The organism is Streptomyces sp. NPDC002564 (assembly GCF_042889645.1).
Classification (GTDB): domain Bacteria; phylum Actinomycetota; class Actinomycetes; order Streptomycetales; family Streptomycetaceae; genus Streptomyces.
Map to the genome: position 1 here is coordinate 573,877 of NZ_JBIARE010000001.1, position 24,797 is coordinate 598,673.

22 protein-coding genes are annotated in these 24,797 nt (G+C 69.1%); 7 read left to right on the plus strand and 15 right to left on the minus strand.

The features are described from left to right. Positions 1 to 59: 59 nt before the first annotated feature. The 4 genes from ACFYXE_RS02760 to ACFYXE_RS02775 form a co-directional block, all read right to left on the minus strand. Positions 60 to 650: a malonic semialdehyde reductase gene (locus ACFYXE_RS02760; protein ID WP_389308197.1), complete on the minus strand. Its 591-nt coding sequence runs from the start codon at positions 648 to 650 to the stop codon at positions 60 to 62. A 209-nt stretch (positions 651 to 859) separates the two neighbouring features. Continuing rightward, complete coding sequence (locus ACFYXE_RS02765; protein ID WP_389308199.1) at positions 860 to 1,132, minus strand: exodeoxyribonuclease VII small subunit; 273 nt, start codon at positions 1,130 to 1,132, stop codon at positions 860 to 862. A gap of 9 nt (positions 1,133 to 1,141) precedes the next feature. Next, complete coding sequence (gene xseA / locus ACFYXE_RS02770) at positions 1,142 to 2,455, minus strand: exodeoxyribonuclease VII large subunit (RefSeq protein WP_389308201.1); 1,314 nt, start codon at positions 2,453 to 2,455, stop codon at positions 1,142 to 1,144. A 44-nt stretch (positions 2,456 to 2,499) separates the two neighbouring features. Then, positions 2,500 to 3,888 (minus strand): APC family permease, encoded by a 1,389-nt coding sequence (locus ACFYXE_RS02775; protein ID WP_389308203.1) that lies wholly within the window; start codon positions 3,886 to 3,888, stop codon positions 2,500 to 2,502. A gap of 85 nt (positions 3,889 to 3,973) precedes the next feature. Between ACFYXE_RS02775 and ACFYXE_RS02780 the strand changes: the two genes are divergently transcribed. Together ACFYXE_RS02780 and ppgK are read left to right on the plus strand one after the other, a co-directional pair. Continuing rightward, on the plus strand, positions 3,974 to 4,957 hold the full coding sequence (locus ACFYXE_RS02780) for a 4-hydroxy-3-methylbut-2-enyl diphosphate reductase (RefSeq protein WP_389308204.1): 984 nt from the start codon (positions 3,974 to 3,976) through the stop codon (positions 4,955 to 4,957). A 21-nt stretch (positions 4,958 to 4,978) separates the two neighbouring features. Continuing rightward, positions 4,979 to 5,722: a polyphosphate--glucose phosphotransferase gene (ppgK, locus tag ACFYXE_RS02785; RefSeq protein WP_389308206.1), complete on the plus strand. Its 744-nt coding sequence runs from the start codon at positions 4,979 to 4,981 to the stop codon at positions 5,720 to 5,722. Between the two features lie 144 nt (positions 5,723 to 5,866). On the opposite strand, the gene ACFYXE_RS02790 is transcribed toward ppgK, so the two are convergent. Next, on the minus strand, positions 5,867 to 6,562 hold the full coding sequence (locus ACFYXE_RS02790; protein ID WP_389308208.1) for a DUF6542 domain-containing protein: 696 nt from the start codon (positions 6,560 to 6,562) through the stop codon (positions 5,867 to 5,869). Positions 6,563 to 6,871: 309 nt separating this feature from the next. Here ACFYXE_RS02790 and ychF point away from each other — a divergent pair, with 309 nt between their 5' ends. Further along, positions 6,872 to 7,960, plus strand: coding sequence for a redox-regulated ATPase YchF (ychF, locus tag ACFYXE_RS02795; protein ID WP_389308210.1), 1,089 nt, complete (start codon positions 6,872 to 6,874; stop codon positions 7,958 to 7,960). Between the two features lie 635 nt (positions 7,961 to 8,595). Here ychF and ACFYXE_RS02800 read toward each other — a convergent pair. The 4 genes from ACFYXE_RS02800 to ACFYXE_RS02815 all read right to left on the minus strand — a co-directional run bounded on the left by ACFYXE_RS02800 (position 8,596) and on the right by ACFYXE_RS02815 (position 10,986). Beyond that, on the minus strand, positions 8,596 to 9,132 hold the full coding sequence (locus tag ACFYXE_RS02800) for a hypothetical protein (RefSeq protein WP_389308212.1): 537 nt from the start codon (positions 9,130 to 9,132) through the stop codon (positions 8,596 to 8,598). After that, positions 9,119 to 9,781 carry a DUF5343 domain-containing protein gene (locus ACFYXE_RS02805; RefSeq protein ID WP_389308214.1) on the minus strand — a complete coding sequence of 221 codons (663 nt, stop codon included), beginning with the start codon at positions 9,779 to 9,781 and terminating at the stop codon, positions 9,119 to 9,121. Before ACFYXE_RS02805 ends, ACFYXE_RS02800 begins: the two co-directional genes overlap by 14 nt. A gap of 549 nt (positions 9,782 to 10,330) precedes the next feature. Then, a complete protein-coding gene (locus tag ACFYXE_RS02810; RefSeq protein WP_389308216.1) occupies positions 10,331 to 10,723 on the minus strand; it encodes a twitching motility protein PilT in 393 nt (130 codons plus the stop codon). Then, positions 10,720 to 10,986, minus strand: coding sequence for a hypothetical protein (locus ACFYXE_RS02815; protein ID WP_032790113.1), 267 nt, complete (start codon positions 10,984 to 10,986; stop codon positions 10,720 to 10,722). The genes ACFYXE_RS02810 and ACFYXE_RS02815 overlap by 4 nt, the downstream gene beginning before the upstream one ends. A 992-nt stretch (positions 10,987 to 11,978) precedes the next feature. Between ACFYXE_RS02815 and ACFYXE_RS02820 the strand changes: the two genes are divergently transcribed. Continuing rightward, positions 11,979 to 12,491 (plus strand): tyrosine-type recombinase/integrase, encoded by a 513-nt coding sequence (locus tag ACFYXE_RS02820; protein ID WP_389308219.1) that lies wholly within the window; start codon positions 11,979 to 11,981, stop codon positions 12,489 to 12,491. A 243-nt stretch (positions 12,492 to 12,734) separates the two neighbouring features. Here the strand turns inward: ACFYXE_RS02820 and ACFYXE_RS02825 are convergent, their stop codons facing one another. The 4 genes from ACFYXE_RS02825 to ccsB all read right to left on the minus strand — a co-directional run bounded on the left by ACFYXE_RS02825 (position 12,735) and on the right by ccsB (position 18,687). Further along, positions 12,735 to 14,615, minus strand: a complete 1,881-nt coding sequence (locus tag ACFYXE_RS02825; protein ID WP_389308221.1) for a DNA/RNA helicase domain-containing protein — start codon at positions 14,613 to 14,615, stop codon at positions 12,735 to 12,737. A gap of 114 nt (positions 14,616 to 14,729) precedes the next feature. Beyond that, a complete protein-coding gene (locus tag ACFYXE_RS02830; protein WP_389308223.1) occupies positions 14,730 to 16,787 on the minus strand; it encodes a DNA/RNA helicase domain-containing protein in 2,058 nt (685 codons plus the stop codon). A gap of 160 nt (positions 16,788 to 16,947) precedes the next feature. After that, on the minus strand, positions 16,948 to 17,076 hold the full coding sequence (locus ACFYXE_RS02835) for a DUF6408 family protein (RefSeq protein ID WP_389308225.1): 129 nt from the start codon (positions 17,074 to 17,076) through the stop codon (positions 16,948 to 16,950). Positions 17,077 to 17,526: 450 nt separating this feature from the next. Next, complete coding sequence (ccsB, locus tag ACFYXE_RS02840) at positions 17,527 to 18,687, minus strand: c-type cytochrome biogenesis protein CcsB (RefSeq protein ID WP_389308227.1); 1,161 nt, start codon at positions 18,685 to 18,687, stop codon at positions 17,527 to 17,529. 682 nt (positions 18,688 to 19,369) lie between these two features. Between ccsB and ACFYXE_RS02845 the strand changes: the two genes are divergently transcribed. From ACFYXE_RS02845 to ACFYXE_RS02855, 3 genes are read left to right on the plus strand one after another with little or no spacing between them, the layout of a single operon-like run. Continuing rightward, positions 19,370 to 20,677, plus strand: coding sequence for a PLP-dependent aminotransferase family protein (locus ACFYXE_RS02845; protein ID WP_389309482.1), 1,308 nt, complete (start codon positions 19,370 to 19,372; stop codon positions 20,675 to 20,677). 50 nt (positions 20,678 to 20,727) lie between these two features. Beyond that, complete coding sequence (hppD, locus tag ACFYXE_RS02850; RefSeq protein ID WP_389308229.1) at positions 20,728 to 21,825, plus strand: 4-hydroxyphenylpyruvate dioxygenase; 1,098 nt, start codon at positions 20,728 to 20,730, stop codon at positions 21,823 to 21,825. Further along, complete coding sequence (locus ACFYXE_RS02855) at positions 21,822 to 22,955, plus strand: alpha-hydroxy acid oxidase (RefSeq protein ID WP_389308231.1); 1,134 nt, start codon at positions 21,822 to 21,824, stop codon at positions 22,953 to 22,955. The genes hppD and ACFYXE_RS02855 overlap by 4 nt, the downstream gene beginning before the upstream one ends. Before the next feature lie 172 nt (positions 22,956 to 23,127). On the opposite strand, the gene ACFYXE_RS02860 is transcribed toward ACFYXE_RS02855, so the two are convergent. Together ACFYXE_RS02860 and ACFYXE_RS02865 are read right to left on the minus strand one after the other, a co-directional pair. Then, complete coding sequence (locus tag ACFYXE_RS02860; protein ID WP_389308233.1) at positions 23,128 to 24,471, minus strand: hypothetical protein; 1,344 nt, start codon at positions 24,469 to 24,471, stop codon at positions 23,128 to 23,130. A 78-nt stretch (positions 24,472 to 24,549) separates the two neighbouring features. Next, the gene (locus ACFYXE_RS02865) at positions 24,550 to 24,777 is read right to left on the minus strand and encodes an MbtH family protein (RefSeq protein ID WP_389308235.1); all 228 of its coding nucleotides are present in this window, start codon (positions 24,775 to 24,777) and stop codon (positions 24,550 to 24,552) included. Between the last annotated feature and the right edge of the window lie 20 nt (positions 24,778 to 24,797).

Genomic DNA, 24,797 nt, shown 5'->3' on the forward strand with positions numbered 1-24,797 from the left:
CCCCGGCATGCGAAAGGGCCCCCGGCAGTGTGCCGGGGGCCCTTTCGCATGCCGTCGGATCAGACCGTGGTGACGACGTCCTCGTAGGACAGGCGCGGGGAGCGGGGGAACCAGGCGTCGTCGCCCGGCTTGCCGATGTTGACGACCATCAGCGGGGTGTGGTCGTCGTCCAGGAACTCCTTCTGGAGGCCGGCCGGGTCGTAGCCCGTCATCGGGCCCGCGGCCAGACCGGCGGCGCGCACGCCCACGATGAAGTAGGCGGCCTGCAGCGAGGCGTTCAGCGCGGCGGCCTGCTCGCGGACCGGACGCTCGGTGAAGAAGGCGTCCTTGGCCTGCGGGAAGTGCGGGAACAGCGCCGGGAGCTCCTCGTGGAACTCGTTGTCGGCGGAGAGGATCGCGACGAGCGGCGCGGCCGCCGTCTTCGGGCGGTTGCCCTCGGCCATGTGCTGGACCAGGCGCTCGCGGGCCTCGGGGGAGCGGACCAGGGTGACGCGCAGCGGCGACTGGTTGAAGGCGGTCGGGCCGTACTTGACCAGGTCGTAGATCGCCTGGACCTGCTCGTCGGTGACCGGCTCGTCGGTGAAGGTGTTCGCGGTGCGGGCCTCGCGGAAGAGCAGGTCCTGGGCGGCGGGGTCAAGTGCGAGAGACATGGATCAACCTTCTTGAGCGTACGGGGGTGTCTGCCGGGCCCGTCTCCGAGCCCGCGACACGACAGTACGCCGATGCTGTTCAACTTTCAATCAAAACTGGATGTGCGTGATCCGGTTCACAAACCGCAGGTCAGCGCTGTTTCGTCGGGAGAGGGGCGCCGAGGGCCGGGGCGGGGCCGGACCTGGGCGCCGCGGAGCCCCGGGCCTTCCTAGGCGTCCGTGCCCCCGCCGTCCCCGGCGCCCCCGGCGTCCTCGGCCAGCTCCGGGCCCGCCAGGGCCGCGTCGAGCCGGGCCCGGGCGCCGTCCAGCCAGCGCCGGCAGACCTTCGCCAGCTCCTCGCCGCGCTCCCACAGCGCGAGCGACTCCTCCAGAGTCGTCCCGCCGGTCTCCAGGCGGCGTACGACCTCGATCAGCTCGTCCCGCGCCTGCTCGTAGCCGAGCGCGTCCGTGGAGCCCGTGGCCTCGTCAGTCTTGCTGGTCATGCGCCCACCCTAATGCTCGGCAATGTCATCATTCTGTGCGGTTTCCGCAGGTGCGGTATCTGCAGGTGCGGATGCCGTCGACGCGGATGCCGACGACACGGATGCCGTCGACGCGGATTCCACCGCCCGTACGGTGAAGGTGCCCTCGGCGACGCGCGCCCGCAGTTCCTCGTCGGCGGTCACGTACGCCGGGTCCCGGACCACGGAGCCGTCCGGCCGCTGCAGCACCGCGTACCCCCGCTGGAGGGTCGCGGCGGGGGAGAGCGCCACCACGCGCGCGTGGGTGTGCGTCAGCTCCGAGCCCGCCCGGTCCAGCAGGTGGCCGAGCGTGCGGCGGCTGCGGTCCACGAGCGCCGCGACCTGCTCCTCGCGCTCCTCGACCATGCGGTGCGGATGCTCCATGCACGGCCGGGCCAGCGCGTGCGCCAGACCGCGGGCCTCGCGGTCCAGGAAGGCGTCCATGCTGCGCCGGGCGCGGTCCCGCAGCCACTGCACGCGCTCGTACTCCTCGCCGACGTCCGGCACGACCTTCTTCGCGGCATCGGTCGGGGTGGAGGCGCGCAGGTCCGCCACGTAGTCGAGCAGCGGATTGTCGGGCTCGTGGCCGATCGCGGAGACCACCGGCGTCCGGCAGGAGGCGACGGCCCGTACCAACTGCTCGTCCGAGAACGGCAGCAGGTCCTCCACGCTGCCGCCGCCGCGCGCCACGATGATCACGTCGACCCCGGCCGCCGCGTCCAGGTCCTTCACGGCCTGCACCACCTGCGGGACCGCGTGCACGCCCTGCACGGGCACATTGCGCACGTCGAAGCGGACGGCCGGCCAGCGGTGCCGCGCGTTCTCCAGGACGTCGCGCTCGGCGGCCGACGCGCGGCCCGTCACCAGGCCGATGAGCTGCGGCAGGAACGGCAGCGGCTTCTTGCGCTCGGGCGCGAAGAGGCCCTCCCCGGCCAGGCTCTTCTTCAACTGCTCGATCCGCGCGAGCAGCTCACCGACGCCCACCGGCTTGATCTCCGCGGCCCGCAGCGACAACTGCCCCCGCGGCGCGTACCACTCGGGCTTGGCGTGCACCACGACACGGGCACCCTCGGCGACGACGTCCGCCACCGCGTCGAACACCTGGCGGTAGCACGTGACGCTCACGGAGATGTCGTGCGACGGATCGCGCAGCGTCAGGAAGACCACGCCGGCGCCCGGCCTGCGGGACAGCTGCGTGATCTGCCCCTCGACCCAGACCGCGCCGAGCCGGTCGATCCAGCCACCGATGAGCCGGGACACCTCGCCCACGGGGAGCGGGGCGTCCGCGGACGTGTTCAGAGCCATGCGCCGAGGGTATCGGGCGGGTCCGACAAGCCCTCGCGCCCGCGCTACGCCGCCTCCGCCCTGCCGCGCCGCTGGACGAACAGGACCACCAGACCCACCGCCAGCCACACCGCGCCGACGACCTGGGCGGAGCCCGCCGCTTCCCAGATGACCGCCACGACGATCGCCGCACCGAGGACCGGCACCAGCACGTGCCGCCACCACGCGAAGCCGTCCTCGCGGTGGCGGACCGCGAACCAGCCCACCACGCTCGCGTGCAGCAGCAGGAACGCCGTCAGCGCGCCGATGTCCACCACCGACACCAGGTGGTCCATGCCGTCGTCCCTGCGGGCCGCCCACACCGCGGCCACCATCGTCACCACGGCCGCGCACAGCAGCGCGATCCGCGGCGTCCCGGAGTCCGTCCTGGACAGCGCCTTCGGCAGCCGCCGGTCCCGGGCCATCGCGAACAGCAGCCGGCCCGCCGCGGCCTGCCCGGCCAGCGCCGCGAACGCCGCGCCGATCGCCTTGCTGACGGCCACCAGCTTCGACAGCCACTCCCCGGCCGCCGCCTCGGACGTGTCGTAGAACGCCGTCCCCTGCTTGACCGGGTCCGCGGCGAGCTGCGCCGACGACATCGGCTCCAGGAGGGCCACCAGATACGTCTGGAGGATGAAGAGGAAGCCCGCGAGCGCCAGGCAGACGAGCACCGCCCGCGCGACCTTCGCCGACCCGCCCGTCACCTCCTCCGCGAACGTCGCGATGGCGTCGAAGCCCAGATACGACAGGACGGCGATCGACACCGCGCCCACCACCGCCGACAGCGCGAACGCGCCCTGCGAACCGTCACCCGTCAGCGGCGAGAGCCAGTCGCGCTGCGCCCCGTCCCTGACCAGGACCACCACGGCCGCCACGACGAAGACGAACAGCACCACGATCTCCATGGCGAGCACCGCGAAGCCCACCCGGGCCGCCGCCCGCACGCCCCACAGGTTCAGCGCGGTCGTGATCAGCACCGCCAGCGCCGTCCACACCCACCGGGACACCGAGGGCACCAGCGAGTTCATGGCGATCCCGGAGAAGAGGTAGGCGACCGCCGGGATCAGCAGGTAGTCGAGCATCGCCATCCACCCGGCGACGAACCCGGGGCCGTTGCCGAGCCCCGCGCGCGCGTAGGCGAAGACGGACCCCGCCTGCGGGACGACCTTCACCATCTGCGCGTAACTGAACGCGGTGAACGCCATCGCGACCGTCGCGGCCAGATAGACGAGCGCGACCGCGCCGTGCGACTTCGCGTCGAGCGTCCCGAAGACGCCGACCGGCGCCATCGGGGCGATGAAGAGCAGTCCGTAGACCACGAGGTCGCGAAAGCCCAGACTGCGCCGCAGCCCCTCGCCCCCGGCGGGCTCGGCCCCCGCGGCATGGGCTCCCGTACTGGCGGACTGTCCGGACATGGTGCCTCCGTAGATCAACGCAGGCCCCCAGTCTCTCGAACCGGGCGATCTTTGACGCGCTGGACGCGGCCTTACGATGGTGTGCATGACTGCAACGCCTGGCTCCCGCCGTGTCCTGCTCGCCGCTCCCCGTGGCTACTGCGCGGGCGTGGACCGTGCCGTGATCGCCGTCGAGAAGGCCCTGGAGCAGTACGGGGCCCCGATCTACGTCCGCCACGAGATCGTGCACAACAAGTACGTCGTGCAGACCCTGGAGAAGAAGGGCGCGATCTTCGTCGACCGGACGGAGGAGGTCCCCGAGGGCTCCATCGTGATGTTCTCCGCGCACGGCGTGGCCCCGACCGTCCACGCGGAGGCGGCCGAGCGCAAGCTCGCCACCATCGACGCCACCTGCCCGCTGGTCACCAAGGTCCACAAGGAAGCCGTCCGCTTCGCCAAGGACGACTTCGACATCCTCCTCATCGGCCACGAGGGCCACGAGGAGGTCATCGGCACCTCCGGCGAGGCCCCCGACCACATCACCCTGGTCGACGGCCCCGACGACGTCGCCAACGTCGAGGTGCGCGACCCCGACAAGGTCGTCTGGCTCTCCCAGACCACGCTCTCCGTCGACGAGACGATGGAGACGGTCGACGCCCTCAAGGGCAAGTTCCCGAACCTCCTCTCGCCGCCCAGCGACGACATCTGCTACGCCACGCAGAACCGCCAGACCGCGGTGAAGAAGCTCGCCGAGGACGCCGAGCTGGTCATCGTCGTCGGCTCCAAGAACTCCTCGAACTCCATCCGGATGGTCGAGGTCGCCCTGGACGCGGGCGCCGCCGCCTCGCACCTGGTCGACGGCGCCGACGAGATCGACGAGGCCTGGCTGGAAGGCGTCACCACAGTCGGCCTGACCTCGGGCGCCTCCGTGCCGGACGTGCTGGTCGACGGCGTCATCGAGTGGCTCGCCGAGCGGGGCTACGCGGACGTGGAGACCGTCAAGACCGCCGAGGAGTCCATCACCTTCTCGCTCCCCAAGGAGCTCCGCCGCGACCTGCGCGCCGAGGCCGCCGAGCTGTCGCGGGGCTGAGCGCCCCGTACCGTTGGGTCCATGCAGATCTTCGGTGTGGACATCGGCGGATCAGGGATCAAGGGCGCGCCCGTTGACCTGGACCGTGGAGACCTGGCACAAGAGCGGCACAAGGTCCTGACCCCGCATCCGGCCACGCCGGACGCGGTGGTCGAGGGCGTGCGCGAGGTCGTCGAGCACTTCGGCTGGACCGGCCCGGTGGGCGCGACCTTCCCCGGCGTCATCACGGACGGCACGGCGCGCACCGCCGCGAACGTCGACAAGAGCTGGGTCGGCACGGACATCCGCGCGCTGGTCTCCGACCGGCTCGGCGGTGCCCCCGTCACCGTCCTGAACGACGCGGACGCGGCGGGCGTCGCCGAGATGCACTTCGGCGCGGGCCGCGACCGCACGGGCACGGTCATCCTGCTCACCCTCGGCACGGGCATCGGCAGCGCCCTGTTCACGGGCGGCCGCCTCGTCCCGAACAGCGAGCTCGGCCACTTGGAGCTGCGCGGCCACGACGCGGAGAAGAAGGCGTCGTCCAAGGCCCGCGAGGACGAGGACCTGAGCTGGGAGCACTGGGCGCGGCGCGTCCAGAAGTACCTGGCGCACGTCGAGATGCTGTTCTCGCCCGAGCTCTTCATCATCGGCGGCGGCGTGAGCCGCAAGGCGCACAAGTTCCTGCCGTTCATCGAGGGCATCTCGGCGGAGATCGTCCCGGCCCAGCTGCAGAACAACGCGGGCATCGTGGGAGCGGCGATGGCGGCGGCCGAGGAGCGGTAGGCGTGGCGGTTGCGTAGCCGTAGCCGTAGCCGTAGCCGTAGCCGTAGCGGTGCCGTGCCGTGGCGGTGGCCGTGCCGTATCCGTTCCGCCTACACCGTTCCGCCTGCACCAGCGTGCTCTCGGCGCGCTCTCGGCCTGCCCGGCTCAGGCGGTGGGCAGCCGCTTTCCGCGCGCCGCCGACGACGACGGCGCCGCTGTGGCTGCCGCCGGGGCCGGGCGGGACGCCGGGCGGGCCCGCCGCCGCTGCGCCATCAGCCGGATCTTGCGTACGGTCACGACGAGCCCGGCGACGAGCGTCCCGCCGTACAGCCAGCCCGCGTGCAGCGCCAGCGTCGTCACGAGCCCCATGACCTGTCCGCCGAACCCGCCGGTGCCCCCGGCGACGGGCAGCACCCCGGCCGCGAAGGCGATCGGCACGCCCACCGGCGCGGTGACCAGGTCGGCCGGGCGCACCCACAGGGCGGTGAGCGCGGCGACGGGCAGGAACAGCACGCCGTACGCGACGACCGAACCGTCCGCGACCAGCTGCAGCAGACAGGCGAGCAGGAACATCACCGCCGTGCAGAAGAGACCGCTGCCGAGCCCGGTCAGCCGGGGGTTCGGGATGCGGCGCAGCGTACGCAGCAGGGGCGTGCGGCGCAGCGCGCGGTAGAGCGGCGCCCGGCGCAGCGCACGGACGAACGGCGGCACGGGCCGGCGCCCGCGCGGCCCGGCGCGGTACACCGTGCCGGACTCGGCGGGCCGGCCCTGCGGGGGCAGCGGGGCGGGCCTGCGGGGCCGGTCCTGCGAGGTGGTCTTGGGGGCGGCGGACTGAGGGGGACGCGTCCTGTGTTGCTCCACTGGACCAACCTAGGCGCGCCACCGCGCCGAACCCGGCACGGGACACGCCTTTGGGCCGACCTTGGCCATGCGTTCGATGCGGGGGAGCGCTCGGTGGGTGAGGGGCGGGTGCGGGGCCGGTGCGGGGCCGGCGGTGCTCCGGCGGCGGGCGGGGGAGCGGCCCGGGAACGCCCGGAAACCGGGCGGGGGCCCGCGGGAGACGGGCAGGCGGGGGCGGCGACGGCACGCCGTAGACTGGGGGATCGCCCCACGGTCGCTCCGGCCCTCCGGGCCGTCCACCCACAGCCCTCACGTACGGGAAGTCGCAACGTGTCGCTCACGATCGGAATCGTCGGTCTGCCCAATGTCGGCAAGTCGACCCTGTTCAACGCCCTGACCAAGAACGACGTGCTGGCGGCCAACTACCCGTTCGCCACGATCGAGCCGAACGTCGGCGTGGTCGGTGTCCCCGACCCCCGCCTGACGAAGCTGGCCGAGATCTTTTCCTCGCAGAAGATCCTCCCGGCGACCGTTGACTTCGTCGACATCGCGGGCATCGTGCGCGGCGCGAGCGAGGGCGAGGGCCTGGGCAACAAGTTCCTCGCGAACATCCGCGAGTCGGACGCGATCTGCCAGGTCATCCGCGCCTTCAAGGACGAGAACGTCGTGCACGTCGACGGCAAGGTCTCGCCCAAGGACGACATCGAGACGATCAACACCGAGCTGATCCTCGCGGACCTCCAGACGATCGAGAAGGTCCTGCCGCGCCTCCAGAAGGAGTCGCGCATCAAGAAGGACATCGCGCCGAAGGTCGCCGCGGTCGAGGCGGCCAAGGAGATCCTGGAGAAGGGCGACACGCTCTTCTCCCAGGGCATCGTCCAGGGCAGCGGCAAGGAAGAACTCCTGCACGACCTCCACCTCCTCACGACGAAGCCCTTCCTCTACGTCTTCAACGTGGACGAGGACGAGCTGACGGACGACGCGTTCAAGGCGGAGCAGAGCGCGCTGGTCGCCCCCGCGGAGGCGATCTTCCTCAACGCGAAGCTGGAGTCGGACCTCGCCGAGCTGGACGAGGACGAGGCCCTCGAACTCCTCCAGTCCGTCGGCCAGGAAGAGCCCGGCCTCGCCACCCTCGCCCACGTCGGCTTCCGCACGCTCGGCCTCCAGACCTACCTGACGGCAGGCCCCAAGGAGTCCCGCGCCTGGACCATCAAGCAGGGCGCGACGGCCCCCGAGGCGGCCGGCGTCATCCACACCGACTTCCAGAAGGGCTTCATCAAGGCGGAGGTCATCTCCTTCGCCGACCTGGTGGAGACCGGCTCGGTGGCCGACGCCCGCGCGGCGGGCAAGGCGCGCATGGAGGGCAAGGAGTACGTGATGCAGGACGGGGATGTGGTGGAGTTCCGCTTCAATATTTAATTGAAGTTTAAACTACTTTCTGGGGTTTCGGAAAGCACAGGTTAGAAGGGGTTCGCCTTTGAGGTGGGCCCCTTTTCTGATGGCTTCAAGGAGCTTGCGAATGACGAAGCTTCGAGCGCGGCCTTGAGGGGCGTGTTCGTGGCCATCTAGTGACACCTGTTGTCACCTCTGGGATTCCGTACCGTGCTGGATTGCCAGTACTGCACGGCAAGCTGGCGGCAACTCGGTCTAGGCGTTGGGGCAGAGCTGCGGAACTGTTTCGACCGCCGGACTGCTATAGCCTCCATGAACTCGCGTCCATCGCGACCCGTGGTGACAAAGGCGCTGCACAAGCCCCGCGTCTGTGTTCGCTTGGCGTGCCTGGGTGGCGGGGCTGCTTTTCTGGAACCTGGCCGCGGACGGCCCCGGCATCGATCTCAGACCGGTAGGTGAGCGGTGACGGCCGTGCGCGCTAGTGCTGGACAATGCTTCCGCGTACGTGGCCAGGGCGTTAGGGGCCGTCGCCACCAGTTCGCGAAGAACGGCGTGGACCGCCATAAAGCGGAAGTATCAGGGCCTGGGGGCGTCACTTCAGGCAGAGCAAGCCCCCGATACAGCTGACAGCCAGGTGATGGACCCCCTACCGTCGACAGCCTCTACTTCTTCTGTAGCGCCGCAATCCGCTTCATCATCTCGTCGAGGTAACCAAGCGTGTCGTTGATGCCCGGCTCATAGTCGTCGGGATGCGCACACTCATTCCGCTTGGCCAGCAGCCCCTGTAGGGCCTTCATCGTGCCGTTGGTGATGAAATCCTGCTTCTTCATGACTTCGAAGAGGGTGTGATCCTTCTGGTCGCGAAAGTCCGAAGCCCGCTTGATGTTCCACGCGGTGTAGTTGGTCTGGATCACCGAGAGGCGGGAAGCGTCGTTCGCGATCCACTCATGGATGAAATCCATCAGTGCGGCGAATGACGTGACGTGCGCGGACCGGTAAAGCCCATGCTCCACGCACTGAAGTGCCTCGCGAAACAGCTTGTCCTGCTTGATGTTGAGGTTCATCAGCTTGTTGTAGGACTCGGTTACCGTCATTACGCGATACGTCGAGGTCTCCCGCTTGGCGAGAAGCCTACGCAGTTCGTCCTGCGCGTTGGCCGCCCAGTCGGCGACCTCACGCGGAGTCCTAGGCGCCGCCATCCGTCAGACCTTTGAGGTGCTTCGCCATGGCGGCGAAGAACGCGTCGTAGACGGCGGCGTCACTGGTCGCATCGACGGAGAGTGCGATGTTCACGTTGATGACCACCGAGCCTGACCCGTTGCTGCCCTGCTGGCGTTGCCGACGGCTCTTCGTCACCTCGGCCTGCTCGTTGGTATCGTCCTCGTCGCCCTCGTCTTCATTGCCTGACGCACCGGCGACCGAGTTGAAGTTGCCGAACTTGCAAACAGTCTTGAAGGTCTTGACCGCGAGTCCCACCTTCTTGTCATCCAAATCCGAGTGGCTTTTGAAGAAGGCCGCCAGTTCGGCGTCAGACCGGCTGTACGCGTCGCTATAGGTCTGGAACACGTTGTCATACCCGGCACGGATACCCGCTGCAAGCAGGGCGCGACCGCTCTCCCCGCCGCGGAGGCCCTTGGTGTAGAGCTCGGTTGGCTTGCCGGAGCCGTCCAGCAGTCCGACCTTCTTCATTAGCGGGATGAACGGACGGCTGTTCGATGACGCGAATCCCACCGCGCCTAGGTACTGCTGGTCGATCCTCGTCGGCACGCCCATGCCCTGAAGCTTTCCCAGGAATTGTTCCAGCTTCCCAGGGGTCGGCGTGTATGGGAACGAGTTATCAGCTGCCATGCGCCGCATGGTACGTGGGGCCACTGGTGGAAAGCACTAGGGCAACACAGGCTACTTTCCTGTCAACGTAAGCTCTGTGGTGCGTGGTCGCGTCGGTCAGCTTGTCGCCCAAGGCTCAATTTCGAACAGATTCTCGAACTTAACCCACACTCGCTCTGCATGCCGCCTTCCCACAGGTTGGGGAGGGCCGAGTCGGAATCGGTGGGACCGTATTCCCACCAGTGGTTCGGGTGGTTGGTGGAATCGTTGTGGCACCCTCACAGCTGGACCTTCGCCCCGTCCGGGAAGCTGGCCCTTCGAGCGGTTTTGCTGCCACGACTTCTAGTTGATCAGGCAGCTTGTGTAGCACCCGGACGTGCTCTTCCAGTGATCCCTGTTGGTGGCTGGGGCCAGTCGGCTGGAGCAGGCGTCGGAAGGGCTGCCTCGGTCTCCAACGTCCATGCCTCCGTCCCTATGCGCGGCCGTCCTGACTCCTGATGTGCTGAGGCTCTGTCTCCTTCGATGATCTCCGGGTCCCCTCGCGGGCTGGTCGTCGGAGAGCATCGGCGCTCAGACGGTGCGGATGACCGGGGCGGGTTTGATGTCCTGGGCGTCGATGAGGGTGCGGATGTCGCCTGGGTCTGAGGTCCAGATGATGGCGCCGAGGCTGGCTGCCATGGTCACGACGGTGGCGTCGACGATGTCGGAGGTGCCTGCCTTGCCGCAGAGGATGCCGGCGGTTTTGGCGGTTTCGAGGCCGACGGGTACGACGTGGCAGCCGGCGAGGAACTTGCCGAGTCTGACCTGGCGGCGGGAGTCCCGCCATGCCTGGCTGACGACGATGGACGGGACGCGGATGTCCCGGCCGTCCTCCAGGGCCAGGCTGTGTCGGGCCCACATGCGCCGGTCGTCATTGTCGATGGCGATCAGGACTCCGGCGTCGTACAGGTAGGGGATGTTCACGCGGCCGAGGCTCCCGGATTACTGAGGTACTCGGCGTCGGCGGCGGCCATATCCGCGCGGGCGGCGGCAAGCTCTTCCGGGGTGAAGGCGCCGTGCTCGGCCTGCCACTCCTGGATGACTGCGCGGCCGGCCCGCAGACGTAGCTCGCGTTCGGCTGCTCCGGCGACGAGGCGGGAGAGCGGGACGCCCTCTTCCTCGGCAGCTCCGGCCAGGGCTTCGACCAGAGATTCGTCGAGGGTGATAGTCACCTTCTTGGTAGCCATACATTAACCATACTGCGGTATGGCCTCCGCTGTCGATGTGCGCTTCACGCGCCAGCGAGTGTTGGGGAGCGAGCGCGTGCAGTGAGGGGCTCGGTGGGCCCAGGGTTGCGGGTGAGGTCGGGTCCATATTCGCTGGAAAGAGCGGATTGACGATGAATGCCTTGCTGGGACCTGGGGTGCCAGTGCACGGTTTCGAGCACGGACCGGGTGACGGATCGGGGCTTGGGTGGCGAGCGTTTTTCAGAGGTGCAAGAAGGACGTCCGGGACCGGAACTTCCCCTATGACCGTCCGCGGTGTCGGCATGGGTGGACGGTGCAGTACCGGGAGCCGGGCGGTAGGCGAGGGCGGCAGCGGGAGAGGTCGTTTGCCCGGCGGGTGGGGTCGGATGGTGCGGACGCTTTCGCCGACAAGGTCGAGAACGACAAGAAGGCCGACGTCCGCTTCGATCCTGCGCCTGGGCGGGTGTCATTGGAGGTCTGGGCTCAGGAATGGCTGGAGCGCCGGGTCATCGGTGAATCGACGCGCCGCAACTACGAAGGTTTCATCCAGAACCATCTCGTGCCGCGACTGGGACGGAAGATGGTGGCCGGGCTGGCACGGCGCGACTTCGAGGAGTTTGCCAAGCAGCTGCACTCCTCCGGTGCCGGGTTGGCGGTCTCCACGATCAATGATCGATTGGTGATGGTGGCCGCATGCTGGAGGTGGCCGTCGTTGAGAAACGCATCCCGGACAATCCCGCGCGCGGCGTCCGGGTGTCCCGTGCGGCCCCGTGCTCGGTGGACGAGGACGAGGTTCCCACGTTGGGCGAGGTTGACCTGATCGCGGAGTACATCGCCCCGCAGTACCGGCTCGCGGTTTACCTGCAGTCGGGCACCGGCCAGCGCCCCAGCGAAGCCCTCGCTTCTCCATCGAGTGCCTGCGGTCCGGCTTCGTCAGGGTCCGCTGGCAGGTCAGCGCCAAAGCGCACCGCGATGACTGCCGCACAGCGTTCGTGCCGCTCAAGCACCGGACGGAGGGTGAGTACCGGGACGTCCCGGTAGCCCCGTTCGTCGAGCAGGAAATCGATGGCCACTTGTCGCGGTGGGCGCCGGTGCCCGTGGCCTTCACAGGGCTTCGCGGCAGACGTCGGCGGCTGGAGGTCTTCTTCTCCCCGCGCCAGCGTGGCAAGGGTGTGATGCCCACCGCCTCCACCTTCGAATACCACTTCAAGAAGGCGTGCGTGGCGGCAGGCGTGGTCGACGTGGACGGCAAGGCCAAATACACGCCCAGCAGTCTGCGGCAATTCTTCGCTTCGACCGCGTTGGCGAACGGCGTGCCGATCCGCGAGGTCTCGCGCTGGCTCGGTCATAAGTCGATCAAGACGACAGTGGACATCCACGGGCACCTAGTTCCCGAGGCGTGGGGTCGTTGCCGAGACGTCATGCAGCGATGCGTCCGGCGGTCGAGGAGTCAGGCGTGTCTGTCTCCACGGCCTGACGTGCTGGATGTGCTGAATGAGTCCTGACGGTGCTGGATGTGTGCTGGATATGATCACCTGAGGGAAAGTTTCCGCAGGTGGGAGCGCTGTGTTGAAGGTTCCGGTTCAACGTGTAGCGGCTCACTCGTGACCACGTTGCTGACCTGGTAAACGTGCAGGTCAGGAAGGGTCCGACTCTTCGGGGTCGGGCCCTCCGCCCACGATTCAGCTCACGCGAGCGTGCCCTCATCCCGGTACAGGGGCACGCTCCGTCGAGAGGTGATCAGCGCATCACACGGACGTGAAGGCCATGGACTCGGTGGCCAGAGCACGAAGTTTCTCGTGGGTTTCGGGATCGGTGGAGTAGACCACCGTGCCGATCATCCCTCGCGTCAGCAGGACCTTGTACGTATGGCGAATGAGCCGGTTCACATCCGCGTCCGGTGTGGACTTCTTGAAGACCGGGTCCTTGGACGCCGAACGGTCGATGATCCAGCGGTCGCCGCGCCACACCAGGTCGGGGCCGATGATGACGCCGCTCCAGTCGTACTCGAAGCCCTGGGCCGTGTACACGCAGCCCACTTGTCCGAAGCCGGCAGGATCGGTCGCCCACAGAGCGGCGGGGGGAGCGCCCGCGACCGATCGGTCACCGAATACGTTCCAAGGCCGTGCCCACTCCCCGACGACGACGTCCGCGGGCAGCGCCTGCCCGGACGGCACCTTCTTCGTCCACTTCCAGCAGTATCCCGCGGACATGCGTGCGCTGTACCCCTGGGAGCGGCGGTCGTCGAGGAACGCTTCCATTTCCTGGGGGCTGTCTGCGACCGTGAGCTGCATCTTGTCGTCGGGTTCCCACACCACCGGGCCGCCGGGTTCAAGGTCCAATAGGCGTACCACCCAGCGGAGATACGCATCGCTCCCACCGCACCGGAACTGGCTGTCCAGCGTTACGACCCGACACTGGAGGCTCTTTTGCGCTGCGGCTTCCTTGATTTCCGCGACCGTGCCCATTTCGCCGGGCCTCACGACCTGATGCTCGTCGAGCAGGAAGACCGGAACGCGGGCGGCGTCGATGAGTTCCTCGATCTGTGCCTTGCCGGTACGGTTCGACGCCGGTGTATAGCGGTTGGCCGATGTCTCCCGGATGCGGTGGGCTTCGTCGCAGATCAGGACGTCGAGACCGTTGCGGTCTGCGGCCACGAAGCTGTTGAAGTACTTGAAGAGATCCTTCACCTCACGCTTCCGGGCGCCCGCCACCTTTCTCATGGTCGTCGTGAACGAGCTGGAACCCGTCGCGTGCAGCGCGGTGCTGCCCTGCCGGTACAGCTCACCGAGGAGCGACAGTGCGATGACGCTCTTGCCGGTGCCGGGCCCTCCGGTCACGATCACGATCTCCTTGTGATCGGATTGCTTGGCCCGGCGTACGGCGTTCAGGACCGTGCGGTAAGCGATCCGCTGCTCGTCCAGCAACACGAACTGCTCACGTTCTCGGACCTCTTGGGCGGCCACTGCCATGAGCTGCTTGGACGGGCCGATCTTCCCGTTGACCAGTTCGTCCGCGGCCGCGGCGCCGGATTCCGGACCCAGCTTCGTGCGCAGATAGTCGATGAACTCGCCGCGTCGCGCGCCGATGAAGAGCTGACCGTACTGATTCTGCTCGGCCTCGAAGAGGCCATTTACGCCGAACTCGGTGGCGTTATGTAGATATGCGACGCCGTTGATGCGTTCTGGATGCTCGGCGAGTGCTCCGTTGAAGGAGATGAGGTACTCGCAATAGCCGCGGACCTGGTCGATCGGATTGAGTACCGCCCGTGCGTAGGAGTCGATCCGGCACAGCGACGGATCCTCGTCGTCGGGTTCCGCGCTGCTCCACTGTTTCAACTCCACGACGACGTAGCTCGGGAGCCCGGTATCGGGGTGCACGCCGGCCAGGACCGCGTCGGCTCTCTTGCTGTTCAACGGCAGTCCGTATTCCAGAAGGACCTCCACCTGCCCGAGCCCGGCGTCGTTGAGCGCGCTCACGAGTACGGGAATGCTTCGCTCCCACGAGCGCACCTCGGACGGACCGGGCCGATGGCCGTGAACGTGCACGAACTGCTCCGTCAGGCGGAAGAACAGGGCGCCGGAATGGCACTCGGCAGCGACCGTTGCGGCTGAGTCGCGGAACAGCAAGACAGGCCCCCAGGCAGCACGAAGAGACTCGTGCGGGTGGGGGCGTTTCCTTCATGCATGACTCCGCCAGGCGGAGCGGAAGCCCGGCGGGCCGCAGCTACGTAGGGATCAAGGTTACCCGTGCCGTCTGCGGTAGGTCGGTGGCAGTGCTGATCCTTCGGCAGTGAGCTTCGGCTGGGCGCCGTCGTAGTGCTGCATGCCGATAGCGCCCGGGATGAGCCTGCGCAGTTCGTTGTGGGTCGCGGGGTCGACCGCATAGACAAGAGTGCCGACGACGCCTCGGGTGAGGAGTACGTGGTAGGCGTTGAGAATGCACCGAGTGACGATCGCATCGTCGATCGGACCGCGGAAGGCGGGATCGCACGAAGCGCTCCGGTTCACCTTGAATTTCCCGTCGCGGAAGAGCAGATCGGGTCCGATGATGACGCCGTTCCAGTCGTACTCAAAGGTCTGTGCCGTGTAGACGCAGCCGATCTGGTCGACACCGCGACGGTCGGTCGACCACAGGTCCGATCGCGGAGCGCCGGGGACGCTGTGCTCCGGCTTCACGTTCCAAGGCCGGTGCCAGTCCCCGATGCATACGTCGTGGATCAGTTGTTCGTCGTCCGGGTTGCTCCACGGCCAGCAGAAGCCCGCGGTGATACGGGCCGTGGCTCTTTCCGCGTGGCGTTCCCGAATGAATTGCTCCATCTGCTCGGGCGAGTCGGTCACCAGCAAAGACATCTTCCCGTCCGGTTGCCAGGAGGTCGGATCAGAGGTGTCGAGACCCAACAACTGCTGGACCCAGCGCTGGTACCGCTTGCTGCCGCCTGCTCGGAACGTGCCCTCCAGATCGGTCACTTCGACAGCGCAGCCCATGTCCTCCGCCAGCTCCTTGAGATAGGTGGCCGTGCCCACTTCGTCCGGGCGAATCGACTGATGGTCGTCGAGCAGGAAGATGGGTACCTTGGCGGCTTTGATCACCTCGGTCGCCTGAGGCCTGTCGTCGTCCCGCAGCTCTTTCGGAGTCCAGCGGTACGTCGAGCTGCGCCGCATGCGGTGGGCCTCGTCGCAAATGAGGACATCGATGCTGTCCTGTGGGGTCTCGCTGAAACTGTTGAAGTACCGGTACAGCTTGACGGCTGCACGACGCTTGTCCGCTGTCTGCCCTCTGCGAGCCGTGCTGAGCATGATCTCGCGCAGAGTTTCTGTGTACGCATGGGACCCACTGGCCAGAACGGCCTCACGGCCCTTGAGCCCGAGGGCACGCTGGAGTTCGAGGGCCACGGCGCTCTTCCCGCTACCAGGGCCGCCCCGCAGGATGTAGACGCGCTTGGCACCCGGATCGGGGCCGGGGCTGTGGGCGGCTGCGGCGTCATAGAACAATCCGACGTCGAAGCCGGTGAAGCGTGCGGTCTTCTCCAGGTGCCGCGTGATTCGGTCCACGGCGACGTACTGCTCGTCGAGGAGCGTAAGTCCTCCACCAACGACAGAGCGCTGGCGGGCGACATCGGTGACCTTGAGCAGCGGGTCCTGGCGGGCCTGCTCCAGGGCCGATGCGGCCCGCCTCCCGGACGCGGGGGAGAACCTCGACGTAAGGACTCGTCGGAAGCGGGCCAGATCGTCGAGGGTGTAGAGGAAGCCGTGGTTCGTTTCGGACAGGGCGAACAGTGCCTCCACATCCGCGTCACGCGCGTTGTGGAGGAAGGCCACGCCCATCAACTGATCCTCGTTCTGACGAAGATGGGGTAGGTAGCGCAGCATGTACTCGCAGTAGCGCTGGACCTGCCGGACCGGATGCAGTTTGTTCTTTCCGTCGCCGAACCCGAGATCGACGGCGATGGGGCACAGGGGGTCCACCGTGGCGTGCCGTACCTGCTTCAGCTCGACTGCAAGGTAGGAATCCGTCCCCGTGCCGGGATGCCGACCGCACAGCACCAGGTCGACCGCGGAGTTGGTGTGGGGCAGGTCGACCTCGACCTGCACCTCAACTTCGTCGAGGCCGCAGTCCAGCAAAGCTCTGACCACTACGGGGAGGCTGTTGTTCCAGGAAGCGATGTCACCTTTGCCGGCCGCTTCTCCTTTGATCCGGGAATGCTCTTGGATCAGTTGCTCGGTGACAGGAAGGAGCGCCGATCCGGCCGGGGCCACGATGAGTCGGCCGAGTTCGGCTGCGGACAGTTGCAGGAGCACGAAGGTTCCCCAGGCACGAGATGACTCGTGCGGGTGGGGGCATGTCCTTCGTGACTCAGCCGAAGCGGAGCGGAAGCCCGTCGGGCCGCAATGACGTTCTGCAGATTACCCGGCCGCGAAGGAAGAAGGGCGGGCCCCAGGGGCCCGCCCTCCGCCCGGCTCAGCCGAGGCGGTGCACCACGACCTGCGCCAAGGCCCACGCCAGGTTCGAGCCGAGGCTCGCCACGATGCCAACCATGACATCACGGACCCAGGTGCGACGCTTGGGCATGTACTCGACAGCAACCACGGGAATGCGTCCCCTTCGATGTGATCGGTGACGGCGCCGGATGGCTCCCGCCGGGAGCGCACCATGGGGCTGAGTCACCGGACCGAAGGGCATCGCCTGTTCCTCGGCTGCGTCGCGTAGACCCTCCGAGGAAGGAGCGCGGTGCAGGGCAACGGTAGTCCACGAGGCGGAGACACGCTCGGTCTTTTCCCGCTCGATGCGATCATCGTCACCCTCGCGGATGCCGCCCATGGAGAGGCAGTTGGTGAGCGGGTGACTTCTGGCTGAGCGAATGCGGAGGTCAGGCATCCCTGATCTGCACGACACCGAACAGTTCGCTCTGCGTGGCCCTCGTGGAGCGCTTCCCGTGCGTCCGGGCCTCCGGGAGGCCGTACGTAAAGGGAGCCGGTCCCCACGGGGACCGGCTCCCTTTACCGTATGGGGCTTGCGTGTGCGTGCTCTGTGCTCGGGTCAGACGCCCGCGTACGAGTGTTTTCCGCCGAAGAGGAAGTTCACTCCGTAGTAGTTGAAGAGGTAGGAGGCGAAGGCGGCCAGGGCGATGTAGGCCGCCTTGCGGCCCTTCCAGCCCGCTGTGGCGCGGGCGTGGAGGTAGCAGGCGTAGAAGACCCAGGTCACGAAGGACCAGACCTCCTTGGGGTCCCAGCCCCAGTAGCGGCCCCACGCGTCGCCCGCCCAGATCGCGCCCGCCACGATCGTGAACGTCCACAGCGGGAAGATCGCGGCGTTGATGCGGTACGAGAAGCGGTCCAGGGTCGTCGACGACGGCAGGCGGGACAGGATGTCGTTGCCCGCGACGCGGGCCCAGAGCACCAGGCGGGCGCCGGCCGGGCCCTTGCGGTCGCGCAGGGCGAGGGCCAGGCCCCGCTCGTTGGCGGCGACGCGGCCGCCGGTGAGGCGGGCCTCGTAGCGGTCGCGGAAGAGGTAGACCAGGGCGGACAGCGCCCCCAGGTAGAGCGTCGCGCCGCAGAAGATGGCGGTGGAGACGTGGATCCACAGCCAGTACGAGTGCAGCGCCGGGACCAGCGGGGCGCTGTCGGTGTAGAGCCAGGTGACGGCGATGCCCAGGTCCAGCAGGACCGTGGTGACCAGCGGCAGACCGATCCAGCGCACGTTCTTCTTGGCGAAGAGCAGGGCGAGGTAGACGCCGACGGCGACCGTCGCGAAGGTCGTGGAGAACTCGTACATGTTGCCCCACGGCGCCCGCTTCACGGACAGCGCGCGGCTGACCACGCCACTGGCCGCGATGAGGAAGGCGAGCGCCGTCAGGGACACCGCGATGCGGCCGTACAGGTCGCCCTGGGTGTCGTCGCCGTGCGCGCCGGGGCCGTCCGGGACGTCGCGGCGCTCGGAGCGCGAGCGTTCGACGACCTTCGGCCGGTCGAGCACCGCGGTGCCGCCGCCCTCGGCGGCCTGGGCCCGGGACGTCCCCCCGGCCGCGCCGCGGCCCTCCTCCTCCGCCACCAGCGCGGCGGCCGTGCGCCCGACCTTGCTGCGGCTACCGAAAATCCATTCGGTGATATGGGCGAGGAAGGCCAACGTGTAGACGGCCATGGCCGAATAGATCAGCACGTTACTGATATGCGCCAAGTTCTCGTTGGCGGCCAGATTCATTTCTCGACCCCTTTGGAGGATTCGGACTGCGGGCCGGGCACGCTCCGCACCCGGGGGTGAGCCTAGCCTCCGCAGTTGCCGGGAGGGCAGCCGGGGTCCGGCGGTCCCGGTGCAATGCCCGTCACATTGCGGGCAGTTGGCGCGGGCGTGCTGAAGGCGCGTGACGTACGTCAACTCGGTCCGGGCAAAGAGGTGCAGGCTATCCGCCTCCGCACGGGCCGCGCTGTGCGGGCAGGTTGACGCTCAATCAGGCCACGTGATTGAATCGATCTTGATTCGATCAACAATCGAGCGAGATGTGTCCCGTGCGCCGCGGTCGTGGCCGCGTGATCGTTTCGCGGGGACCCGTCAGCGGGGGCCGGGTTCCCATTCCGCAGTGCCGAGCGATGTGCCGTTGCCCCGTTCTGTTTTAAAGGGGGGGGAATTCGGCGGATACCGCCGAGTGCCACGCATGTCACGTACACAACGTACGCAAAGTACGCAAAGTGCGCTCGAAGAAGACTCCAGAGATGCAAAAGGCGTAGAAGGCCGAGAAGACCGAGAAGGCCGAGAAGGCCGAGAAGGCCGAGAAGGCCGAGAAGGCGCAGGGAACTTGGCGGGCGCTGAGAGCTCAGCGGGCTCGGCGAACTCGGCGCCCGCGGGCAGTCGCGCGGAGACCGGCGCCGTGCTCGACGCGCTCGGGATGCACGGCTCCCTGGACTCGCCGGTCATCGAGTCCATGAACTTCCTGAACGAGATCTCCCACCGTTTCCCGGACGCCCTCTCCATGGCCGCGGGCCGGCCCTACGAGGGGTTCTTCGACACCGAGGACGTCCACCGGTACCTGCGCGTCTTCGAGGACCACCTGCGGGCCGCGCACGGCGGCGACGAGGCCCGGGTGCGCCGCACGCTCCTGCAGTACGGGCGCACGAAGGGCATCATCCACGACCTCGTCGCCGAGAACCTCGCCGTCGACGAGGGCATCCACGTCGACCCCGAGAGCGTCGTCGTCACCGTCGGCTGCCAGGAGGCGATGTTCCTCACCCTGCGCGCGCTGCGCAGGGACGACCGGGACGTCCTGATCGCCCCGATGCCCTGCTACGTGGGGGCCACCGGCGCCGCCGAGCTGACGGACATGCGGGTGCTGCCCGTGAGGGAGAGCGCCGAGGGCATCGACCTCGACGACCTGGCCCGCGTCGTCGTCGAGGCCAGAGCCGCCGGGCTGCGGCCGCGCGCCTGCTACGTGGTGGCGGACTTCGCCAACCCCTCCGGCGCCACCCTCGGGGCCGACGCCCGCGAGGCGCTGATCCGCCTCGCCGAGGAGCACGACTTCCTCATCCTGGAGGACAACCCGTACGGGCTGTTCCACGCCCCGGGCGCCGAGCCGCTGCCCACCCTCAAGTCGCTCGACGGCGACCGGCGCAGGGTCGTCTACCTCGGGTCGTACGCCAAGACCGGACTGCCCGGCGCCCGCATCGGGTTCGTCGTGGCCGACCAGCGCGTCCGCCACGGGCAGGCGGGCGACGGCGGCGGGCGGGACGGCGCGCACGGCACCGTCCTGCTCGCCGACGAGCTGGCGAAGATCAAGAGCATGCTCACGGTGAATACGCCGCCCATCGCCCAGGCCGTCATCGGCGGCAAGCTCGTGGCGAACGGCCACAGCCTGCGGACCGCCAATGCCCGCGAACGCGCGCTCTACCAGGGCAACCTGCGGCACGTGCTCGGCGAACTGGCCCGCAATTTCCCCGAATCCGCGACACCGCGCGTGACCTGGAACACTCCGGGCGGCGGATTCTTCGTCGTCCTCACCGTTCCGTTTCCCGTCGACGACGCGCTCCTCGAACACTCGGCCCGCCACCACAAGGTGCTGTGGACACCGATGCACCACTTCTACGGCGACGGAAAGCCGCGGCCTCAGATCCGCCTTTCCTTCAGCTATCTCTCCCCGGAGGAAATCACGGTCGGCATCGACCGCCTCGCGCGCTTCATCCGCGAGCAGTCCGCCGCCTGAATTACCCCTCCCCGTCGCGCACCATCATCATCGTATTGAGAAGGAATGTCATGAGTCCCTTGGGCGATCTGTATATCGATCACGTCGGATTCGCAGTCGGTGATCTCGCCGAGGCCACCGACTTCTTCGTGCAGCACTACGGCCTGGGCGTCTACGCGCGCGACGGGCGCCCCGGGGCCACCGACGGCGCCCCGCGCACGGCCGCCGTCGGCCGCGCGGGCATACGCCTGGTCCTCACCGACGCACGCGGCACCGACCACCCGGCGGCCGCCTACGTCGGCCGGCACGGCGACGGCGTCTCCGACATCGCGCTGAGCACCCCCGACGCCGCGGCGGCCTACGCCGAGGCGGTGCGGCGCGGTGCCCGTCCGGTGGCGGAGCCGCAGGAGCGGGACTGCGTCGTCACCGCCACCATCGGCGCGTTCGGCGACGTGACGCACACCTTCGTGCAGCGCGCCGCCGGCCTGGACGCCCTCGCGCTGCCCGGCCTCACGCCGGTGGGCGACCCGGCGCCGGAGGCGCCCGCCCCGGTCGAGGTCGGCCTGCACACCATCGACCACTTCGCCGTCTGCCTCGAGGCCGGCCAACTGGACCCGACCGTCGCGTACTACGAGACCGTCCTCGACTTCGAGATGGTCTTCACCGAGCGCATCGTCGTCGGCGGCCAGGCCATGGACTCCAAGGTCGTGCAGAGCCGCTCCGGCGCCGTCACGCTCACCCTGATCGAGCCGGACACCTCGCGCGAGCCGGGCCAGATCGACAAGTTCATCAAGGAGCACGGCGGCGGCGGTGTCCAGCACATCGCCTTCGCCACCGACGACATCGTCCGTGACGTGAGCCGCCTCGGCGGCACCGGCCTCGCCTTCCTCAGCACGCCCGGCACCTACTACGAGCAGGTGCCCGACCGGCTCGACCTGCGCCGCCACTCCGTCGAGGCGCTGCGCGAGCTGAACATCCTGGTCGACGAGGACCAGGACGGCCAGCTCCTGCAGATCTTCACCAAGTCGGCGCACCCGCGCGGCACGCTGTTCTTCGAGGTCATCGAGCGGCTGGGCGCCCGCACCTTCGGCAGCGGCAACATCAAGGCCCTGTACAGCGCCGTCGAGCTGGAGATGGAGCGCGCACGGCAGGAGGAGACGGGCGCATGACCGTGCCCGCGCACGAGGGGGACCACCGGTCCGCCGCGCTGAGCATCGCCGACGTGGCGCTGCTCGCCGCGGACCGACTCCCCGCGGACGTACGGGACTTCGTCGACGGCGGCAGCGGCGACGAGTCCACCCAGGCCGCCAACCGGGCCGCGCTCGACGCCCTGCGCCCGGTGCCCAGGGTCCTCGGCGGCACGGGCGAGGCCGACACGTCCGCCACCCTGCTCGGCAGCCGGGCGGCGCTGCCGCTCGCGGTGGCCCCGATGGCGTACCAGCGGCTGCTGCACCCGGAGGGCGAGCTCGCCGCGGCGCGGGCCGCCCGCGACGCGGGCGTCCCGTACGTCATCAGCACGCTGAGCAGCTTCCCGATCGAGGAGATCACCGCGGTCGGCGGGGTCTGCTGGTTCCAGCTGTACTGGCTGCGCGACCGCGCTGTCGTCCTCGACCTGGTCCGCCGCGCGGAGGCGGCCGGGTGCGAGGCGCTCGTCGTCACCGTCGACGTCCCGCACATGGGCCGCAGGCTGCGCGACGTCCGCAACGGCTTCTCGCTGCCGGACGACGTACGGGCGGCCAATCTGGCCCCGGCGCCGGACGCGGGCCCGGCCGCCGCGGGGCGCACGGCCGCGCACGACCGGGCGTCGGGGGCCTCCGCGGTCGCCACGCACACGGCGCTGGCCTTCGACCCGGCGATCGGCTGGGACGACCTCGCCTGGCTGCGCGGGCAGACCGCGCTGCCGCTGGTCGTCAAGGGCGTCCTCGACCCGCGGGACGCCGCCCGCGCCGTCGGGATCGGCGCGGCCGGAGTGATCGTCTCCAACCACGGGGGACGGCAGTTCGCCGCGGCGCCGCCGAGCGTCACCGCGCTGGCGTCCGTGCTCGACGAGGTCGGCGGGCGGTGCGCGGTGCTGCTCGACAGCGGGGTGCGCGGCGGCACGGACATCCTGCGCGCTCTCGCGCTCGGCGCCGACGGCGCGCTCTGCGGCCGGCCCGTGCTGTGGGGCCTCGCCGCGGACGGCGAGGCCGGCGTACGGCACGTACTGCGGCTGCTGCACACCGAGTTGCGCGAGGCGCTGCTGCTGTCGGGCTGCCCGGACCTCGCGGCGGCGCGGGACCTGGACGTCGTGCGTCTGTGACCGTCGTGCGTCTGTGACCGCGGCCCGTCGCGGACCGGGCGCCCCGAGGGCTTCGGGGGCGCGGCGCGCAGGCGGGGAGGATGACGCAGAGAGGGGGGGGCGGTACGAAGTCTCGTACCGCCCCCCTCGCCGTACGGGAACGCGGTACGAGACTCCGTACCGCGGACGCCCGTTACACCTCCGCGAGCTGCGGGAACAGTGCCATGTCCGCCGCCGCCTTCAGGTAGTCCGCGCCCGCCGTGCCCCCCGTGCCCGGCACCCGGCCGATGATCTTCATCGTGACGCCCCAGTGCGTGCGCTTCATGCCGCGCCAGCCCGCGTCCAGGGCGCGCATGGCCTCTTCGAGGCGGCGCGCGTCCTCGGTCGGCCAGCCGCCGGCGCGCGCGAGGAACGCCTCCTGCAGCGTGCTGTCCAGGGTGAACAGCGGCCCCTTCTCCGGCGAGTGCGTCTCGCAGGACCGCTTCGCGCTCGCCGCCTCGACCAGCTGGTAGGGCCGGGACTGGATCGCGCTCGCGCCGTGGGTGTGGTCGCGGATCACCGCGAACGACTCCGGCGGCATCGTCGTCAGGATCCGGTACAGCGGCGACGTCGCACCCGTCAGGCGGGTCGTCGCCGTCTCCAGGAACGCCGCCGCGTCGGCCGGGCGGTCGGCGCGGACCGCCTCGACGGCGAACGTCAGCGACCTCGCCACCCGCGCGAACAGCCGCTCGAACAGCTGGATGGAGCGGACGAACATCCGCTCGTCGTGCAGCGTCGTGACCGGCAGCAGCGCGACCTCCACGGCCCGCAGCAGTACGGCCGGGGCCGCGGCACGGATCGCGGCGACCGCCCTCAGCGCGGCCGTCGCCGGGTCGCCGGCGGCGTCGCCGAGGGCGGCCCGCACCGCGTCCAGCGGCGCCCGGTCCGCGAGCGCCAGCGGCGCGTACTCCGGGAGCCGGCCGAGGGCCTGCCAGACCGCGGTGGTCCTGGCCCGCTGCCGGTCGTCCCCGCCCGCGGCCAGCGCGTCCGTCTCGCGCACGACGAGGTCGGCCAGGAGCACCGCCGTCAGCAGGTCGTCGGCGCGCTCGGTCGCCGCCGGGCTGCCGTCCGAGTCCCACTCGGCGATGCTCAGGACGTCGTTGCCCGCGTACGAGACGTAGCTCATCGGCCGGTCGGTGAAGGTCAGCGGCAGCCAGGTGTCGAACAGCCAGGCGTCCGGCGACGCCCACGGCCTGGCGCGGCCCGCGCACGCGACGCCCAGGCGGGCCCCGCGCAGCAGCGCGACCAGTTCGCCCGCGGACGCCGCCTTGCCCACCTGCTGGTAGTAGCCGACGACCTGCTCGTACGGAAAGCTCGCGAAGTCCGGCAGGCCGTCCCCGAGCACATGGTGGGACCACGCGGTCACGGCGTCGACCGCGTCCCGCAGCGCCTGCGCGCGGCCCGCCCGGGTACCGAGACCCAGGGCCGTGCCGCCGACGCCGATCCGCCGCTCCTCTTCAGGGTCGGCGGATCCCCCCACCGGCGTCTTCTCCGTCATGTTCACGCTCTCACCAATTCACCAGTCATGTGGCTGTCACTTCTCCGGGTCGGGTGTCCGAGTCGGGCGCCCCGCCCGTCACGCGTCGGCGCGGTCCGCGGCCATGGCGTCGACCAGGCTCTTGGGGCGCATGTCGGTCCAGTTCCGCTCGATGTGGTCGAGGCACGCCTGCCGGGTGTCCTCGCCGAAGGCGCGGTCCCAGCCCGCGGGGACCTCGGCGAAGGCGGGCCAGAGCGAGTGCTGGCCCTCGGCGTTGACGAGCACCAGGTAGGTGCCGTTCTCGTCCTCGAAGGGGTTGGTGGCCATGGGTGTGCCTCTCCTTGTTG

Bases quoted from the DNA above. Each gene is read 5' to 3' on its own strand.
- ACFYXE_RS02815 (WP_032790113.1), bottom strand. From the start codon at position 10,986: ATGGCTACCAAGAAGGTGACTATCACCCTCGACGAATCTCTGGTCGAA.
- ACFYXE_RS02860 (WP_389308233.1), bottom strand. From the start codon at position 24,471: ATGACGGAGAAGACGCCGGTGGGGGGATCCGCCGACCCTGAAGAGGAG.
- ccsB (WP_389308227.1), bottom strand. From the start codon at position 18,687: ATGAATCTGGCCGCCAACGAGAACTTGGCGCATATCAGTAACGTGCTG.
- ACFYXE_RS02855 (WP_389308231.1), top strand. From the start codon at position 21,822: ATGACCGTGCCCGCGCACGAGGGGGACCACCGGTCCGCCGCGCTGAGC.
- ACFYXE_RS02775 (WP_389308203.1), bottom strand. From the start codon at position 3,888: ATGTCCGGACAGTCCGCCAGTACGGGAGCCCATGCCGCGGGGGCCGAG.
- ACFYXE_RS02765 (WP_389308199.1), bottom strand. From the start codon at position 1,132: ATGACCAGCAAGACTGACGAGGCCACGGGCTCCACGGACGCGCTCGGC.
- xseA (WP_389308201.1), bottom strand. From the start codon at position 2,455: ATGGCTCTGAACACGTCCGCGGACGCCCCGCTCCCCGTGGGCGAGGTG.
- hppD (WP_389308229.1), top strand. From the start codon at position 20,728: ATGAGTCCCTTGGGCGATCTGTATATCGATCACGTCGGATTCGCAGTC.
- ppgK (WP_389308206.1), top strand. From the start codon at position 4,979: ATGCAGATCTTCGGTGTGGACATCGGCGGATCAGGGATCAAGGGCGCG.
- ACFYXE_RS02780 (WP_389308204.1), top strand. From the start codon at position 3,974: ATGACTGCAACGCCTGGCTCCCGCCGTGTCCTGCTCGCCGCTCCCCGT.
- ACFYXE_RS02760 (WP_389308197.1), bottom strand. From the start codon at position 650: ATGTCTCTCGCACTTGACCCCGCCGCCCAGGACCTGCTCTTCCGCGAG.
- ACFYXE_RS02865 (WP_389308235.1), bottom strand. From the start codon at position 24,777: ATGGCCACCAACCCCTTCGAGGACGAGAACGGCACCTACCTGGTGCTC.
- ACFYXE_RS02800 (WP_389308212.1), bottom strand. From the start codon at position 9,132: ATGGCGGCGCCTAGGACTCCGCGTGAGGTCGCCGACTGGGCGGCCAAC.
- ACFYXE_RS02805 (WP_389308214.1), bottom strand. From the start codon at position 9,781: ATGGCAGCTGATAACTCGTTCCCATACACGCCGACCCCTGGGAAGCTG.
- ACFYXE_RS02845 (WP_389309482.1), top strand. From the start codon at position 19,370: ATGCACGGCTCCCTGGACTCGCCGGTCATCGAGTCCATGAACTTCCTG.